Origin of the sequence: Borrelia coriaceae, assembly GCF_023035295.1 — a bacterium.
Classification (GTDB): domain Bacteria; phylum Spirochaetota; class Spirochaetia; order Borreliales; family Borreliaceae; genus Borrelia; species Borrelia coriaceae.
The window spans coordinates 22661-39066 of the sequence record NZ_CP075098.1; the positions used below are offsets into that span (position 1 = coordinate 22661).

Sequence of the window (16406 nt, forward strand, 5' to 3'; positions counted from 1 at the left end):
TTTGTTTGTATTATACTTTATTTAAAGAATTGGTGAAATAAATTCTTTAAATAAAGTATAATAGTCAAGCAAGGAGATTCTTATGGGACTAGCCCAACCAATAGTTACGCAACAAATGGTAGTAGCAGAGCTAACTAAAGCAGGAATTGATAGAGATATTGCTATTGATTTATCTTATAGGTACTATAGGAATGAGTTAACGTATAAGGATATTGAGTATTTAGAAAATACATTTAATCTTAAACTCGAGAAAGTAGAGTCAAACTTAAAATCCGATGTTAAGGATTTAGATAATAAAATAGACATTAAATTTAATGATCTTAATAATAAAATAGATACTGTAGAGAATAGTTTTAATGTAAAGGTAGAGAATATAAGGGGTGAATTAAAGTCAGATATTAAGGATTTAGATGATAAGATAGGAAATGTAGAGAATAATCTAAATGTAAAAATAGAAAATGTAAGGAATGAGTTAAAGTCCGATGTTAAAGATCTTGATAATAAGATAGAGAGTGTAAGGAGTGAGTTAAAATCAGATATTGCTTTAGTAAGTAATGAGATTTCACTTGTAAGGAAGGATATAGAAATCAATAAGATGGAGTTTAAGAGTACATTGAGGTTACACAATTGGTTGTTTGGAACGATTATTACTATATGTTTAGGAATATTATTAACATTGATATTTAAGTAGGGTACGAATATATACTAATGGGTGTTATTCTAGAGGGACTGACAAGTTGTTAGAATAATAGCGAATAGCACAGAGGTGTTTAGTACAGTGGAGAGGGGAGGAAAAATATTTTTTGCAGCGATTTTTATATCTTTTAAAGAGTAGTGACTATTTTATTTGTTTTGAATTTAATATATGTTAATAATGATTTTCGAAATCAATTAGTGAATATTATGAAAGTGCTCAAATTATTATTTAATTTGCCTATTCTTTGTAAAGAATAGGCAAATTAAATAATATTCCTACAACATACATTGCAAAAAAATACACATAAAAATCTTTATTTTTTTACTTCCAAGATCTATGACAGTAGACATATTGATATTTTCTAAACTAAAATTTATACTAAAATACACTAATTAAAGTTATATATAATCGAATACAAAATTCGTACTAATTTACATTTAAAAATGTAGTAAATTTATATATTTCAATCTTAACAAATTATTATGTATAAATATGCAAATTTAAAGTAAATAAAATATCATTTTTTATTTAAAATATTTAAAAATCGATGCTGAAAATACTTTCTTATCTCCTCACTGTACTAAACACTTCTGTACTATTAACTGTTATTCTAATCACTTAAAATTATTCTTCCTGGAATAGTTTTAAGTAGTACATATTAATACCCGACCTACTTAACCAACAATGATATTAAAGCTAAAAATATACCTAAACTTATAGTAATAATCGTCCCAAACATCCAACCATGCAGCTTTAATACACCCTTAAGTTCTGAAATTGATTTGTCTATCTTTATATTTAAATTATTCTCAATAATACTGATTTTGCTATCTAAATCCATTTTATTAATCTCTATATCTTTCCTTACAAAAGAAATTTCATTACTTATACTCTCTATCTTATTATCTAAGTCCTTTATATCTGATTTTAACTCATTTCTTACAGACACAATCTCCGATTTTAAACTACGTTCTGTCATCTCTATTTTTAAATTTAAATTATTTTCTATACCATTAACCTTATCTTCTAATCTTTTTTCTACTCCGCTTATTTTTTCTTCTAGTTTTTCAAATTTAAAATTAAAATTATTTTCTAAATACTCAATATCTTTGTAAGTAAGTTCATTATGGTAATATCTTTTAAATAGATCATTTGCAATAAAATCTTGCATTCCTTTAAACATTGGTAATTTATATATATCCATTTCTTAATCTTTAAACTTGAAATTTAAAACGTGATTTTGAATCTATTATTACTAAGCATGCCAAACTGATTCTTTAAATAACGGATTTGCGCATTACTACTTGTCGCATGAAGTAAGATATTAGTTAGAGTAACTTCATGAATAGTAAGTTTATCATTATCCCTAACATATTCAGAATTAGCTTTAACTCCTTTCCATTTATGTCTCATCTTACTTACATTTGCTTTTGAAACACCCATTTCTTTTGCAATACTAACATCATTAAGCTTTCCTTCTTTAAAATACACAATATAATCATCAAATGATTTCTTGAATCTACTCATATTCTTTAACACCAGTTAACCAATAAGTTAACAAAAATTATAATTAACATAAACTCTATAACAAAAAAATAAACTTTGCAAAAACAATGAGTAATCATTAATTATATAGACTAGTTATAAAATAATAATCTATAATGACTAATTCAGATTATATATAAAAATTAAAAAAGGAGAATAATATGAAAATTTTTATTAAAACATTAATATTTTGCAGTACATTATTATTGTATTGTTGCAATTCGGATAAAATTAATGGTACGTCTGATAAGACTATACCAATACTACATAAATTACCTAAACAAGGAGAAAACAATCTACAGCCTAAAGCTCATGGAAAAGACGAAACAAGACTTAACACTTTAACTGATGATGAAAATCAGAAATTTGACGTTCTTATAAATGCATTTAATAAAATTATAGAATTAAAGCGAGTGTCAGATGATGCATCACAAAAAAGTCAAAACTTTTTAAATTGGATAAGATCAACAGAAGTACAAAAACAAAAAGAATTAGCTAATGCTTTTACTATAGTCTATGAGGCCTTAAAAGACAAAAAACCCCCACAATTAAAAAATTTAACCATAACTCAACTTATAAATAATGCCTTAACTTGCCCAAGTATAGATCAATGTAATGATACATATACAAATATTCGACCTCCAGATATACTAATGTTTTTTAGAAATGTCCTAAAAGACACAATTAGTGCAAACAACACCAACGCAAAAAGATTTAAAGCTCTCAAAATAGAATTACTTAACTTAAATCAACATGTACATAGCTTATTAGAAGGGGAGCAATACGAAATAATGCTAAGAATGCAAATAAAAAATGATAATAACCTAACACAGGCTTTTAATTTCTTAATAAATGCTTTGCCACAGAACAATCGTTATATTGCATGGAGCGCACTAAAGCTATTGTTTGAATTCAACGATAATGGAATGACAAAGTCCATAGACCTTGAAAAGCTAAAATCTATATTAAACCATATAAATACTGAACTTAACAAATGTAATAAAAATGAAGCTGGTAAAAATAATCTTGCAACTAGCATAAAAGACTATTTAGTAAAAGTAGACCGAGACAATACACCAGGAATAACTGCATTGAATAACTTTGCAACTGAAATATTAAGCGATTGTCAAAAGTAAACAAAAGATAAAATACACCTCTCATAATTAAGGCTTGCAAGTCAATAAAGATCATTTAAGAGAGGTGAATTTAAAAAAAGTAATAGTTATAAGAAAAGATAAAGAAAATAAACAGAACATAACACTCAATAGTAAAAGAAAGATAAATTAAACTGATTATAAAAATAGTAAAAGGAATAAAAAAGTTAACTTGAGGTTAACTGATTGTAAGAAGTTAAAATTTGAAAGTAAAAATGCATCATTACAAAATGTGAATTTATCAAAAAAGATTATAGAGTATACGTAGAGTAAAGAGTTTAGTATTTGTAAATAAAAAGATAAAGTATATAAAAGATATTAACCAATATATACAAAAAAATACCTATCCTAACTACAAAAATTACCTTAAAAGCAATATTTATATACAATGATAAAACACCTATATTTGATTTTAATAACAAACATTTGCTAACATTTTTATAACTAAATTTATCCTTTTAATGTGTTTAGTTAACTTTTAAAATACACACAAAAAAAACATTTAATTAATAAAGCAAAATACGCAATTAAATGAAGAACCAACTCTCCTAAAATCAACCTTAAAGATAAAAAGACTAAGCAAACAAAAACTATTCCTATAAGAGGATACCTTAACAATAAGACTAGTAAAACTATGTACAAAAAGACTTAAAGAAAAAAATAAGACATACATATTCATTTCAAAAAAGTAAATTTCAATTCAAATAAAATTACCTAAACCTTCACATACAAGTTACATTTCAACTTAAACATAATATTTAAAGAAATACTTATTTCCTAAGAAATTACTAGTTTTATTATACTCAATAACATCACCTCTTAAATGAACAGAATCACTATTAAGAATTGGTAAAAGCAAATGTTTTAAGTTTTATAGCAAAGTTGATTTTAGTGTGCAAAGAAAAGCTTGAAAATGTATGGTGAAAAAGACATTTTAGTAGGTTTAACGATTGATAGATAGTTTGTGGGTAGACACACAAGGCGAAGTAGAGTGAATTGAGATTAAACGTAGTTTACGACCTATTCTGTTTATTTTACTTATGTTATTTTTCTTATCCTTAACCTGATTTTGATATGTAACTGTTCAACTTTCAAACATTTTTTAACTATATAAACTAAGATGTTATAATTTAACTTAATTAATTTTTGTCATATTTGTATGCATTTGATACTCCTTATTATTTTGTTAAAATCTAAAAAAATATTTTTTATTAAAGGATAGTTTACTTTCCTTTAATAATTACGCTATCATTAGTTATGATGATAAAACAAATAATAAGGAGTATCAAATGAGGAGCATAAAAAAGTTTACAAACAAACATCAATACAAGTGAATAGTTTTAATATCTACACTAAACTACATAAATTCAAAGCTTAAACAATACACTCAAAACAATATACTTTACTACTTTAATAACAATATGAAAAAAAATGGCCAAGAGCCTGTTAAACTTAAAACTTTACAAAGCTATCTTTATAAATTAAAAAAAGTGCTAGGTGTCACAATAAACTATTATAGACATTTGGGTGTTAACATGGGCACTGAAATTCATTATGAACTCAAATACTCTAAACAAGAATGTTACCGCATAATCAATAAACACTTTAGAGAAAAGAAAGAGGAAAAACACAAAAACCGTGTTAATACATATCTTGAAAAGACTTGTAATCAAAATAGCAGTGTAAAAAAAGAGGAGTGTTTACATAATACTTATAATAAAAAAGAAGAAGATAAAAACAAACAATCCATAGAAAGACTACAAATAGAAAAATATGCATAAAAAATGCAAATTTAAACCAAATGTATTCTTTTCTATCTTAAATTTAAAATTAAGCAAAAATGATACAATTAAAGTATGTAAAATGGTTAAGAGAATGGAAAATTCCATTAAGAGTAGCCAGGAAAAGGCCAATACTATTAAGCCAACAATGAGTCACATTAAAAGTAAAAAAAGGAATTAAATACAATACTTAATGAAACAAAGAGTAGCCTTGAAAATGAAGGTTATGATGGTAAACAGCTGGAAATACAAATACAAAAAGTATATGAACAATATAAAAACAAACCACATTTCATTATAGAAAATAATAAGTACAATGACTTGAAAGATATAATAGAAAAAATTAAAAAAACAGTTAAATATATCAAAACAAACACGCAAGAAGACAAAAAAGAAATTAGGAACAACATATTTAGTATACTTATCGAACAATTAAGAAATAAAATGAGCATTGAAATTTTAATACCTATACTGAAAGATTACTTAGATAAACAAAATAAATTAGAATACAGCAAGGTACTTAGTAATCATTACTACTATGAACTTTTAAAGTCAATGGAAGATAATAAAGATTATGTAAAAGTAGGAGAATTTGAAAAAATTACAATTTAAGGACTAGTCATGAAGAGTGTGTTGGCACGACTTAAAGAGAAAAAACTAGAAATTAAGGATAAAGTAAAAAGTAAGAATCTTTTCACAAAAATAGAAAAAATTGATAACAAAACAATATACCATACAAAGATAATGAATGATTTATATACATTTGGAGTTCATAGAAGACAAAAGAATAAATTTTTTATTGCATTCAGAGGTTTATTTAATCAAGAAAAGATAGGCACACTTAATTTATTTTCTATAAAGGGGGATGACAAATTTCTGGATATTTTTTATGGATATAGGAAACCTCTACAAAATATCATAACAAGATATGAAGAAAATGGTGTCATGAAAGCATATACCTTTTCAAGGGTGTATTACATAGAATTTAGATTTAAAAAAGGTAGTGTATTTTGTTATATTAAAGGAATGTCTCGTTTGATTAGGAAGGAAAAATTAGAAACACAATATAGTCAATTTTTACTTGAACTGATAATCAATTTAGAAAAAGAAGTATATAAATTCTACAATAAGAATTTACTAGATGGAGGTCTTATAAACAAATGGATAAAAAGAACCCTAAGATAATCACTTTTGCCTCGATTAAAGGAGGTGTTGGAAAAAGTACAAGCTCAATTCTATTTGCAACTTTACTGGCCCGAAAATATACAGTACTGTTAATTGATATGGATACACAAGCATCGGTTACTAGTTATTTTTTTAACGAGATAAAAGAAAAAAATATAAACTTAATGGAAAAAAACGTATGCGAAGTTTTAAAAGGAAATTTAGAGCTTGCTAGTGCAATTTTTAATATTGAAGGCAGTTTAGATTTACTTCCTAGCTATTTAACTTTACACAGTTTAAATGAAGATTTTTATTGTGCAAATAGGCATAAATCTATTGATTTAAAGCTAAAGGTAGAATTAAGAAGGTTAAAAATAAAGTACGATTATATAGTGATTGATACTAATCCAAGTTTAGATTTTACATTAAAATGTTCTTTAAATTCTACTGATTATATTATAGTTCCAATGACAGCTGAGAAATGGACTCTTGAAAGTTATGAACTTTTAGAATTTTTCATTAAAAAGTTGGACAGGTTAATACCAATTTTCTTTATTATAACAAGATTTAAAAAAAATAATACCCATAAGAAATTATTGAAAATAATTCAAGAAAAGGACACCTTTTTAGGTGTTGTATCTGAAAGAGAAAATCTAAATAAAAGAATAGCAAGTAACAGTGATTTTGATTTAAAGTCTGATTATATCATAGAATATAATCAAATATTAAGTAATTTATTATACCACATAAATCTTAGTGACGATACGATGGAGATTCCTAGTATAAGTTGTCCAGCGCTGGAGAACTATAAAAATCCAATAGAATAAGGGGATTTTATGGATAAAAAAAGTAATGATGAAATAATAATTAATGCAAGAAATTTAAACAATGATAAAAATTCTATTTTGTTGATTAATAATAATATTAACATAAGTGATGATCAAAAGAGATTTGCACTTTTAAAAAGTAAGTTAAAGGATAATATAAAAGATGATATTTATAATAAAATAGAGGCCATGCATATTTTAAGAGAAATAAAAGAAAAAGAGTATTATAAGTTAGATGGTTATAAAAGCTTTTCTCAGTTTATAAAAGACTATAAGTTAGCCAAATCTCAGGCCTATTCTTATTTAAGAATAGCTAGTGCTATTCAAGATGGAATTTTAAAAGAAGAATATTTAATTGAAAATGGATTTAGGCAGTCTTTATCATTTTTGATGAAGAAAGAAAGTAAAAATTTGGAAAAATCAAAAACAAATCTAGTAAAACCATTAAAGCTTCAACTTAAGAGTCAGGAGAGTTATGCTTTTTATAAGAAAAATGTCAACTTTACAAGTTTCTTAATGGATGAACTTTTCAAAGACAAAAAGGATTTGCTAGAAGAGTTTATGAAAAAATTTAGGGGTTTAAAAGGTGAATAGTAAGGAGTATTTATGGGTAATTTAGCGTATAAAGTATATAGAACAGAAGATTTAAAGAAGGAATTTTTAAATAAAGGATTTACTGAAGAAGCAGTGGATTTTATTTTGCTTCATAATGACAATTTTAGTTTTGAAATTTTGAAAGAAAAAATAAATTCATTAGAACAACAAATCATGAATGTAGAGAATAACTTAAAAAAGGATATTGAATTTACTAAGATAGAATTTAGACGAGACATATCTAATTTGGATATCAAAATAGATAATGTTGAAAAAAATTTACAGAAAGACATATCTAATTTAGATGTCAAAATAGATAATGTTGAAAAAAATTTACAGAAGGACATATCTAATTTAGAAAAGAACTTACTTAAAGAAATGGAAAGTAACAATGCAATATTGCGAGAAGAAATGAAAAATAGTCATTCAATACTGTTGGAAAAGCTTGGTGTAGGGAATAGGATGTTAACTATTATTACGGCAATAGGAATACCAATAATTATATCTATTATTATGTCTCTAATAAGTAAATTCTTTGTAGGGTAAAAAAGTTATTGTGAAAAAGGATTGATTTTATTTAGGATTTGTTGTATTTTAATTATTGTTAGTAGTGCTGTCATTTTAGTACTATCTTATTATTTTGTTCAATTTAGACAGACTTAAAGTTTATAATAAGTTACTATTTTCATGTTTCATGATATTGTTAAAAATTTTGTAAAATTTAACAAATCTAGTTTTTAATATGATTATATTTATATATAAAACAAATAATAAGGAAATTAACAGTACAAAATACAAAACTAGGTTGTATAAAGCAAATATGGAACCAAAATCAAATAAAAAAAGAGAAGAAGTACAAGATATAGTAATAAATAATCAATGTTGTTAAAATAAAGTTTTATAGTCCTCTAGTAGTGGCTATAGTGAGTCATTTGATATACCAATATATACAGGAGAATTAATCTATATCAGGAGTAAAGAATCAGAATACACTTCCATGACTTGTAAGTTAATATATAAAGAATACACTTCCATGACTTGTAAGTTAATATATAATATGTTGCAAATGATATGCTCTTGTAGTTTGTCGTTCAATTGAAAGTGAGGTTGATACTGATGCATGTTCTTTAGAATATATTCAGAAATGCCATAAAAAACAAGTTAACAGTATAAGTAGCGCATCTATGGGGGTTGTCAAGTAAAGTAAAACTGTTAATATTAAAGAAACTTAATACTAAAAGAATTGCTATTAAAGAGGCAGTTAAAACTAAGGCGGTAGCATTTAAAGCTAAGTTATTTCAACAAAATAGTACTTTAGGGGCTAGTGGAGGTACCCAAGATAATCATGCAGAACAGGCTATAGATGGAACTACTAATGGTAGCAGTGGAATGCATGGAACAAAAGAACTTGCTGAATTACATTCAGCAGTTAATACTTTAATTGGTACTGCTAAAGAGATATTAGGAGGGATAATCGCACCTGCTAAGGAAGTGAGCCCTGTTAACTAAGGGAAAAATGGTGCACGTAATATATGGAAATAAATATTAAAAATATTAGAGTAAAAAGTATTTGTACAACATTATTTATCTCTTTATTCCTTTCTTGTAATAATGGGATAGAAGAACTTGAAAAACAAAGGGATTCTATACTATCTATATCTAATTTAAGACAAGGATTCTTAGATATTTTTATTTCTTTTTCTGATATGTTTACTGATGCATTTGGTATTAAGGCTGAGACACCAAAAAGTGAGGTAGGAAAGTATTTTACTAATATTGAAGAGACAATGAAAACAACGAAAGAAAAGTTAAAAGACGTTTTAGCAAAGAATGGTGATTATCCAAAGGTGAAAGAAGAGGTTGAGAAATTTATTGAAAAATTGACAAAAATTGAAGAGGGTGCTACAGAAGCTGCTAAAGGAGCTATAACGGGTGATGCGATAGGAAATGCTGTTAAAGATCAGGCTGCTTTAGCAGCAGATCCTGCAAGTATAAATTTGCTTGTTAAAGGAATGAAATCTATTGTTAAAGGAGTAGTCTTAAAAGAAGGTAAAGCGGAGGCTAATTATACTAAAGATAGTGATAAAACAGATATTGGTAAATTATTTAGTTCAAAGAAGGATACTGATGGAACGGATGCCCAAGCTGCTTCAGCTAGTGCATCAATTGGAGTTGTGAGTGGTGCTGATATTCTGCAAGCTATTGCTGAATCTGATGAATCTGCTAGTGATCAGGTTGGAATTGAGAAGGCAAAGAATGCAGCTGAGATTGCTGCAGCTAAGGTTGAACAGAGTAAATCCCTTAATACGGTAAAGAAAGATGCAGTGATAGCAGCAGGAATAGCACTAAAAGCTATGGCTAAGGGTGGTAAATTTACTATTAAGGACAGTGGTGCTGATAATGCTGCATCCACAATAAATGGAGCGGTGGCAAGTGCAGTAAACAAGACATTAAGTACTCTTATAATTGCAATAAGAAATACTGTTGATAGTGGTTTGAAATCAATAAATGAAGCATTAGCGACAGTTAAACGAGAAGATATGTCAGCAGACACAAATGAATCTGGCGCTGCTAAGTAAGGAAATAAATAAAATTTAGGAAAAGATAAGCAAACAAAATAATAAAGTCATTAAAGGGAAACACTCTTTTGTATGAGAGTCGTTTCCCTTTTTGTGTATTTAACTAGCCTTTTTGGTTAAAATAAAGGGGAAAAGGAGACATGTAATATATGAAAATAAATATTAAAAATATTAGGATAAAAAGTATTTGTGCAACATTATTTATCTTTCTATTCCTTTTTTGTAATAATGGAATAGGAGAACTTGAGAAGGGAAATCACTTCTTATCCTCACTTGCTAATTTAGGGAATGACTTCTTAAATATGTTTTTATTTCTTTTTTTGATATGTTTACTGTAGCTTTGGTCATTAAAGTTTGTACTAAACAAAGCTATGTAGGAAATTGTTTTATTGCTAAAGCTTTTTAATTAGATATAGATGATTTTATAAAATTTACTTTAATTAGTAAGAGCGTACCTAGATATGTTGTTGAGAATTTATTTAATGTTAAGATAAACGGTGTATATTTGATATTAGTTATTTTATTTAGATATTAAAATTTGATATTTGAGTAATGTAGGTAATCTAGGAGAGGAAATATGAAGAAAAGTATCGTATCAATATATATGTTAACACTAATGTGTTTATTCTCATGTGATATTAATTTTCTTAATGAATTATTAGGCAAATCAAGAGAAAAATTTTTAGAAGAAACTGATAATGTAAAAGACTTAAATTCTAAAGAAGAAAATCAAGAGGGTAAGGAGAATCAGGTAGATGTTTCAAAGGTTAAAAGGGATGTAGTGGTAAATAAAGACTTTATGGAAAAAAGTATTGAATTATCCCAAATTAAATTAACAGAGGATCAAGAATCTTATCTTATTAGTAAAGATGCTGAGGCTAATGCTATGCAAAATAGAATTGATTTTAAATTACTAAAGATAAATGAAAAGTATGATGAGTTGGATAAATCGTTGTCAGAACTTAAGAAAATGGAAGCTTTTGTTATAAAAGCTGAGTCTGATTTTGATGAGGCAAGAAGAGGTATTTCTGGAAACGAGCATGTAACGAAAGCTTTGCCTTATTTGTATGAAGCAATTAAGACAGTTAAAGTTAGTAGACATATTGCAGAAGTAGGATATAATGGACAACTTAATGCATTAGAACATGTAAAAGCTGCTGCTGAGTATGCAAAGAGTCTTATTAAGTCTGCTTTAGGTGAATCAGCACAGGCAAGGGCAAGCGGTTATTATTATGTGCAGCGTATGATAGATAATATTTCAAAGGCAGAAACCAATTTGAGTAAAGCAAAAAATATGTTTGGTGAAATAGAGTTAAAATTGGATACTCTTAGAAATGATATGAAACAAGCAAAGAACGATTTTACTGTTTTAGAGAAGGCATACCAATTATTATTGGAAGTTAATAAGAGATAATATATAATTGAATTATTAATCAAATAATAATTCAATTATTTGTTGAGGATATAATATTTGAGTGCGATAGGGTCTAATGTTATTAGGTCCTATTTTTTATATGTGTGCCTTTAAAATTTGGTTACGTCGTTATAATAGTGTAGAAATAAATGATATAATCAAATTTTAAAGGTGTTTTTTTATTGTAAGGATCTTTATTATATGGTTACGGGTTTTAAATTAAATGAATTTATAGGAAGATGGAATGATATGTCATCAATTTGAATGATGATAACTACACTAGGGTAACAACTTTTGCTAATATTATTGAATATACTCTTTTCTGCTTATAAACATGCTATTAATTAAAATATAGATAGGTTATATAAAAGTTAATAATCGGTTAAGAAACTACAATGTTAATTTCTTGCTAGAAAATTTGAGCAGAATTATTAATCAATAATGATAAAATTTTATCTTTCTTTCAAAGAGTCATAGAGGGGATATGTCTACTTAAGAGTAAGGATGAAGAAAAAATAAATAATTTTGATGTAAGTAATTTGTATTTTATACTAAATGGTATATATTTTAATTTAATAATGATTCTTAATTCAAAAAGGAGAGTATTTATGAGAAAAAAATTATTTATTTTTACATTATTAATTGTAGGTTTAGTGTCATGTGATGTAAATTCTAAATTATTGGTAGAAGGAGCAATCAGAGATGTTGCAGGAGATGTTGGAAGTGGTGTTCAAAGAGATGAAGGCAGCAAAAGTATTATTAATAATGGTGATTTTTCAGAAGAGGTTGTAAGTAGTGGGGTTATAAATAGTGTTCAAAGTGATGAAGCAGTAAAACCAAAAGAAGATGAGATTAATAAAGTTCCTGTTGCAGAGGTAATAAAGGTAGATGTTGCAATCAAAGATGAAAAAGAGGAATTAATATCTGCTATTAAAAAAGATGTTAATAATGTTAAGGCATTAGTAAGTGCAGATAAGGCAGAAGTTGAAGATATAGATCAGTATGGTATGAAGGAAAAAGTATTTAAAGCAGTACTAAATAAGTCTAATCAGAAGACATTAGATGACAATTCTAATAAAGAGTTAAGAAGATTATTTTATTCATCTTTATTGTACAATAAAGAAAGAATAAAGGAATTTGCAGGAATTCTGAAAAAAATAGAATCAGATGTAAAAAATCGAGGAACATGGATTATAGATATAATGAATTCTGTAATAGGCCAGCTTCAATTTAACTTTGAGAGTGTAATTAATAAGTTAGAAAAGAATAAAGACAAGCTAGATAAATTAAGTCTTGATGATTTAAGAGAGGTTAAATCAAAACTTGAAGAGATTCAATTACAAAGATTAACTTGGAGAAAAAGTGTAGATGCTATTATAACAGATTATAAAGGGAAGAAAGATGGTATTGATTCTGATAGTGAAAAATTGATAAGTCATATTAGTGAAGGATATAAAAATCTTATTACAGTTAAGATACCGAGAATTCAAGAGGTTTCTGATAAGATTATATTTTTAATAGATAAAGTTAAGTAATTTTAAATTTTATTAAAATAAAGGAATCTAGGTCATATTATATGACCTAGATTCCTATTTGTTATTTAAAGTAAATAGGTTTTTTTATAAAAAATAGAGTTTAATATAATCTTAAACACAAATGATATTTTTAGTATTGATTTTGAACAGCTTAAGACTGCACCTCCTTATTATTTTTTTGTAAAAAGAAATGTAGAGAATAAAGATATTTATAATAAGGGGATTTCACTTGAAGATATTTTTATCACTTATAACAGCGGATTAAAACTTGTAAGAGAAAATGTGACACTTGATTTTACTAAAGATGCGCTTTTAGCTAAACTGCATGACTTTGCTTATCTTGATGAACAAACTGCTAGAGATAAGTATAAGCTAACTCAAGATTCTAGAAATTGGAAGTTACCAATTGTTCAACAATTTTTAAAATCTGTAAATATCAATGCAAAGTATGTTAAAAGCATAGTTTATAAGCCTTTTGATGTTAGATATACTTACTATACTGATAGAAAAAAAGGTATTGTAGAAAGGTCGGGTTATTCAATTAATATCCCAATATCTCTTGTGGTTGAAATTGTTTATGGTACTTTTCATTAATAAAACTTATAAAACTTTCTTTAAAATTTGATTTCATTGAACTTTCTAATAAAGACTTTTGTTCCTCTATAATAAATAATGGGAATATATAACAAGTCTCTCCACTTACTTGATTCTCCTTCAAACATCGTCCCGTTGCAGTAAAACCACCTGAAATAACAAAATTATGTTTAAATACTTCTGTTGCTAGACATCTTGTTGATAACAATGCTACATTATCATCAATGCTTAACATATGGATATATTTGTGCAATATTAAGTTCAAATATCTATAGAACAAAATTCAATGAGTTTTTAAGAATTGACTTTGCAAAAATCATTTTTGTAGATTCAGTGAACCTATTTGAAAAACTTAGTAAATTAGGAATGAATCTAATTAATGCACAATTATTTAGAAATTTAATTGATTTAGATAAGAGTGTTGGGGTTCATATATCAAAAGTCAATGCAAAACGTATTGTAGAAAAAGTTGAATACTTGAAAGACAAAAAAGAACTTATTTATAGTGACAATTGTAAATTTATAAATGTGCCTTTTAAGGTATATGAATTTAGTATTGGTACTTATAGAGTGCTTAAAAATTATCTTAGATTTAGAAAGGGAAGAGAATTAAGTAATGATGAAATTGAACACCTTGAGAATGTGATTAGGGTAATTAATTATACGTTTGATATTCAAGAACAGATTGACTTGATAATTTGTAATTTACAAGAATTTAGTAGTAATGATGACTTATCAAGTTTGTCATTGGTAAGTTAGAAACTTATCTAAGGACAGGCTAAAGTAAAAATATTATGATGTCATAGTGAAATTTTATATTAATTGAATGAATTTATTTGAAATTTAAAAAAGAGGTGTATACTTATCAGTAATTCTTGTATTTCAATATAGATACTTAATAATGAAATAATTTTTTTTGATGTTCTAGTTGAGGGGATCATGAATAAAAATGTTTTGGCAGTATGTGTTTTGACACTATTATGTTTTCTATCATGTCATATGGCTTTACTTGATAGATTGATCGGAGTAGTAAGTGAAAGATTTTCAGAAGAAGAATATTATTTAGGTTTATTAAAAGAAAGTAAAGAGGGCGAAGAAGATCAATCGGATGTTATTATAAATGCTGGAAAAAAGTTTAAAGTACTAGGTGTTGTAGGTATTCCCAAAAAAGGTATGACACAGCCATTACAGTCTGTATCTCAAGTTGGTGAAGCATTAAATCAAAAACAACAAAAGGTAGAATCTGTTGTGACTAAGGTTATGGGATCTGATATTTCAAATCCAGCAGAGGCTGCTTTGGAAAGTGTAAAAAATTTATCTGAAAATAATATTTCTACAACAACGGTTAGTCAGTCATCTTTGGAGAAGCAACTTTTGGCGCAACAAACTGAAGATAGTAGTAAAAATATTTTCAATAAAGGTGAAGAAGAGAAGCGATCTGATAAAAGAGTGATAGATGGAGCACCACAGTCTGATCAACCTCAACAAGTTGCTGAGCCTCAATCTGTTGAATTGGTGCAAGAGGTGGAATATTCTGCTAAAGAGACTGAGTCAGAAAAAATTAAGAATGAAATAGATTCTGCTTTAACACAGATTGGTTCATTTAGTGATAGTTTTAACAAAAAGTTGTCAGAACTTGAGGGGTATAAATCTAAGATTTCTGATGCAAAGTCTAGGGTGAAAACTTTGAATCATCATCAGGAAGCAAAGACAGTTTTAGATGAAATTGTGGTTCAAAGATTTAAGAAGGATGGGATAGTGAATTTAGAGCAATTTGTAGAGCGATTAAGTGAGAATATTATGAAGAATATAAGTGTTGCAAGTGCTTTATATAAGGAACAACTTGATAGATTAGTAAAGGCAAAGTCGGAAGCTGAGAGTGCAAAGCAAAATTCCATTGATTCTTCTTCTGATATTATGTCAAAGGCAAAAGATAGATTGGACAGTGCGATTGAAGAAATAATATCTGGCAACAAAAGTGCGAGTGCAAGGTCTGCTCGTCAAAAGGTAGTGAAAGCGTATGGTGTTTTCGAAGAGTTCATTTGGCGTGTAAAAAAAATTGATAGTATTGTTAGAGCTGGTTCATATACTAATCTAGCTACTCAATGGAAATATGGTGCTCTATACTTGGAGAAATTTGCTCAGAAAGGTATTACTTATGATAAGCTAAAGGAAGATACTGAGCGAGAGATGGAGAGATTTGTAGATAACAATTTTGACTATTTTCTAGGTAATTAAAGAAAGATGTTTATGTAAGTATTTATTCTATATTATTGATGAAGGGGGGAGACATTCTTAATAGAATGTCTCTTTTAAGTTTTATTTAAATTAGGTTATGTAATTTGTAAGTTACAAATATCGGGATTATTTATATTAGGAAAATCAGTTTTGTTTTAATTTTATTTCTGTTAGTTAGTTGAGGGAAATATGATTTTGCTTGGTATATATGAGGGAATTTTATTTGAGGAAACTTTGTTCAATATTATTAGCCAAACACTTATGTACTAAAAACAAATTATATA

17 protein-coding genes and 1 pseudogene are annotated in these 16406 nt (G+C 26.9%); 16 read left to right on the forward strand and 2 right to left on the reverse strand.

Annotated features, from left to right (window positions below; translation table 11 throughout):
* The first annotated feature begins 82 nt into the window (after positions 1-82).
* A complete protein-coding gene (gene bdr, locus bcCo53_RS08370) occupies positions 83-691 on the forward strand; it encodes a Bdr family repetitive protein (protein ID WP_246938488.1) in 609 nt (202 codons plus the stop codon).
* A 676-nt stretch (positions 692-1367) separates the two neighbouring features.
* Here bdr (bcCo53_RS08370) and bdr (bcCo53_RS08375) read toward each other — a convergent pair.
* Both bdr (bcCo53_RS08375) and bcCo53_RS08380 read right to left on the reverse strand, forming a co-directional pair.
* Entirely contained in the window at positions 1368-1901 is a 534-nt protein-coding gene (gene bdr, locus bcCo53_RS08375) for a Bdr family repetitive protein (RefSeq protein WP_025408851.1), read from the reverse strand.
* Positions 1902-1924: 23 nt separating this feature from the next.
* Positions 1925-2224 carry a DUF603 domain-containing protein gene (locus tag bcCo53_RS08380; RefSeq protein ID WP_025408850.1) on the reverse strand — a complete coding sequence of 100 codons (300 nt, stop codon included), beginning with the start codon at positions 2222-2224 and terminating at the stop codon, positions 1925-1927.
* A 179-nt stretch (positions 2225-2403) separates the two neighbouring features.
* Between bcCo53_RS08380 and bcCo53_RS08385 the strand changes: the two genes are divergently transcribed.
* The 15 genes and pseudogenes from bcCo53_RS08385 to bcCo53_RS08455 all read left to right on the forward strand — a co-directional run bounded on the left by bcCo53_RS08385 (position 2404) and on the right by bcCo53_RS08455 (position 16122).
* Complete coding sequence (locus bcCo53_RS08385; RefSeq protein WP_025408849.1) at positions 2404-3378, forward strand: Mlp family lipoprotein; 975 nt, start codon at positions 2404-2406, stop codon at positions 3376-3378.
* 1361 nt (positions 3379-4739) lie between these two features.
* Positions 4740-5177 carry a plasmid maintenance protein gene (locus bcCo53_RS08390; RefSeq protein WP_277813768.1) on the forward strand — a complete coding sequence of 146 codons (438 nt, stop codon included), beginning with the start codon at positions 4740-4742 and terminating at the stop codon, positions 5175-5177.
* Positions 5178-5357: 180 nt separating this feature from the next.
* Positions 5358-5789 (forward strand): annotated as a pseudogene (locus tag bcCo53_RS08395) (plasmid maintenance protein); the annotation flags it as partial.
* Positions 5790-5798: 9 nt separating this feature from the next.
* Positions 5799-6362 (forward strand): DUF226 domain-containing protein, encoded by a 564-nt coding sequence (locus bcCo53_RS08400; protein WP_025408845.1) that lies wholly within the window; start codon positions 5799-5801, stop codon positions 6360-6362.
* Positions 6338-7168, forward strand: a complete 831-nt coding sequence (locus bcCo53_RS08405; RefSeq protein ID WP_025408844.1) for a ParA family protein — start codon at positions 6338-6340, stop codon at positions 7166-7168. The genes bcCo53_RS08400 and bcCo53_RS08405 overlap by 25 nt, the downstream gene beginning before the upstream one ends.
* Positions 7169-7177: 9 nt before the next feature.
* Entirely contained in the window at positions 7178-7762 is a 585-nt protein-coding gene (locus tag bcCo53_RS08410) for a chromosome replication/partitioning protein (RefSeq protein ID WP_025408843.1), read from the forward strand.
* A gap of 12 nt (positions 7763-7774) precedes the next feature.
* The gene (gene bdr, locus bcCo53_RS08415) at positions 7775-8308 is read left to right on the forward strand and encodes a Bdr family repetitive protein (RefSeq protein ID WP_025408842.1); all 534 of its coding nucleotides are present in this window, start codon (positions 7775-7777) and stop codon (positions 8306-8308) included.
* A 645-nt stretch (positions 8309-8953) separates the two neighbouring features.
* Positions 8954-9271 (forward strand): Vsp/OspC family lipoprotein, encoded by a 318-nt coding sequence (locus tag bcCo53_RS08420; protein ID WP_025408841.1) that lies wholly within the window; start codon positions 8954-8956, stop codon positions 9269-9271.
* A gap of 23 nt (positions 9272-9294) precedes the next feature.
* Positions 9295-10341, forward strand: a complete 1047-nt coding sequence (locus bcCo53_RS08425) for a variable large family protein (RefSeq protein WP_028328269.1) — start codon at positions 9295-9297, stop codon at positions 10339-10341.
* A 149-nt stretch (positions 10342-10490) separates the two neighbouring features.
* Positions 10491-10679 carry a hypothetical protein gene (locus bcCo53_RS08430; RefSeq protein WP_025408839.1) on the forward strand — a complete coding sequence of 63 codons (189 nt, stop codon included), beginning with the start codon at positions 10491-10493 and terminating at the stop codon, positions 10677-10679.
* Between the two features lie 239 nt (positions 10680-10918).
* Positions 10919-11755: a hypothetical protein gene (locus tag bcCo53_RS08435; protein ID WP_025408838.1), complete on the forward strand. Its 837-nt coding sequence runs from the start codon at positions 10919-10921 to the stop codon at positions 11753-11755.
* 608 nt (positions 11756-12363) lie between these two features.
* Positions 12364-13290 (forward strand): complement regulator-acquiring protein, encoded by a 927-nt coding sequence (locus tag bcCo53_RS08440; protein WP_025408837.1) that lies wholly within the window; start codon positions 12364-12366, stop codon positions 13288-13290.
* Positions 13291-13533: 243 nt separating this feature from the next.
* Positions 13534-13884, forward strand: a complete 351-nt coding sequence (locus bcCo53_RS08445; protein ID WP_281507462.1) for a type ISP restriction/modification enzyme — start codon at positions 13534-13536, stop codon at positions 13882-13884.
* Positions 13885-14091: 207 nt separating this feature from the next.
* Positions 14092-14643 carry a type ISP restriction/modification enzyme gene (locus bcCo53_RS08450; protein ID WP_246938490.1) on the forward strand — a complete coding sequence of 184 codons (552 nt, stop codon included), beginning with the start codon at positions 14092-14094 and terminating at the stop codon, positions 14641-14643.
* A 180-nt stretch (positions 14644-14823) separates the two neighbouring features.
* On the forward strand, positions 14824-16122 hold the full coding sequence (locus bcCo53_RS08455; protein ID WP_025408833.1) for a coiled-coil domain-containing protein: 1299 nt from the start codon (positions 14824-14826) through the stop codon (positions 16120-16122).
* Positions 16123-16406 lie beyond the last annotated feature (284 nt).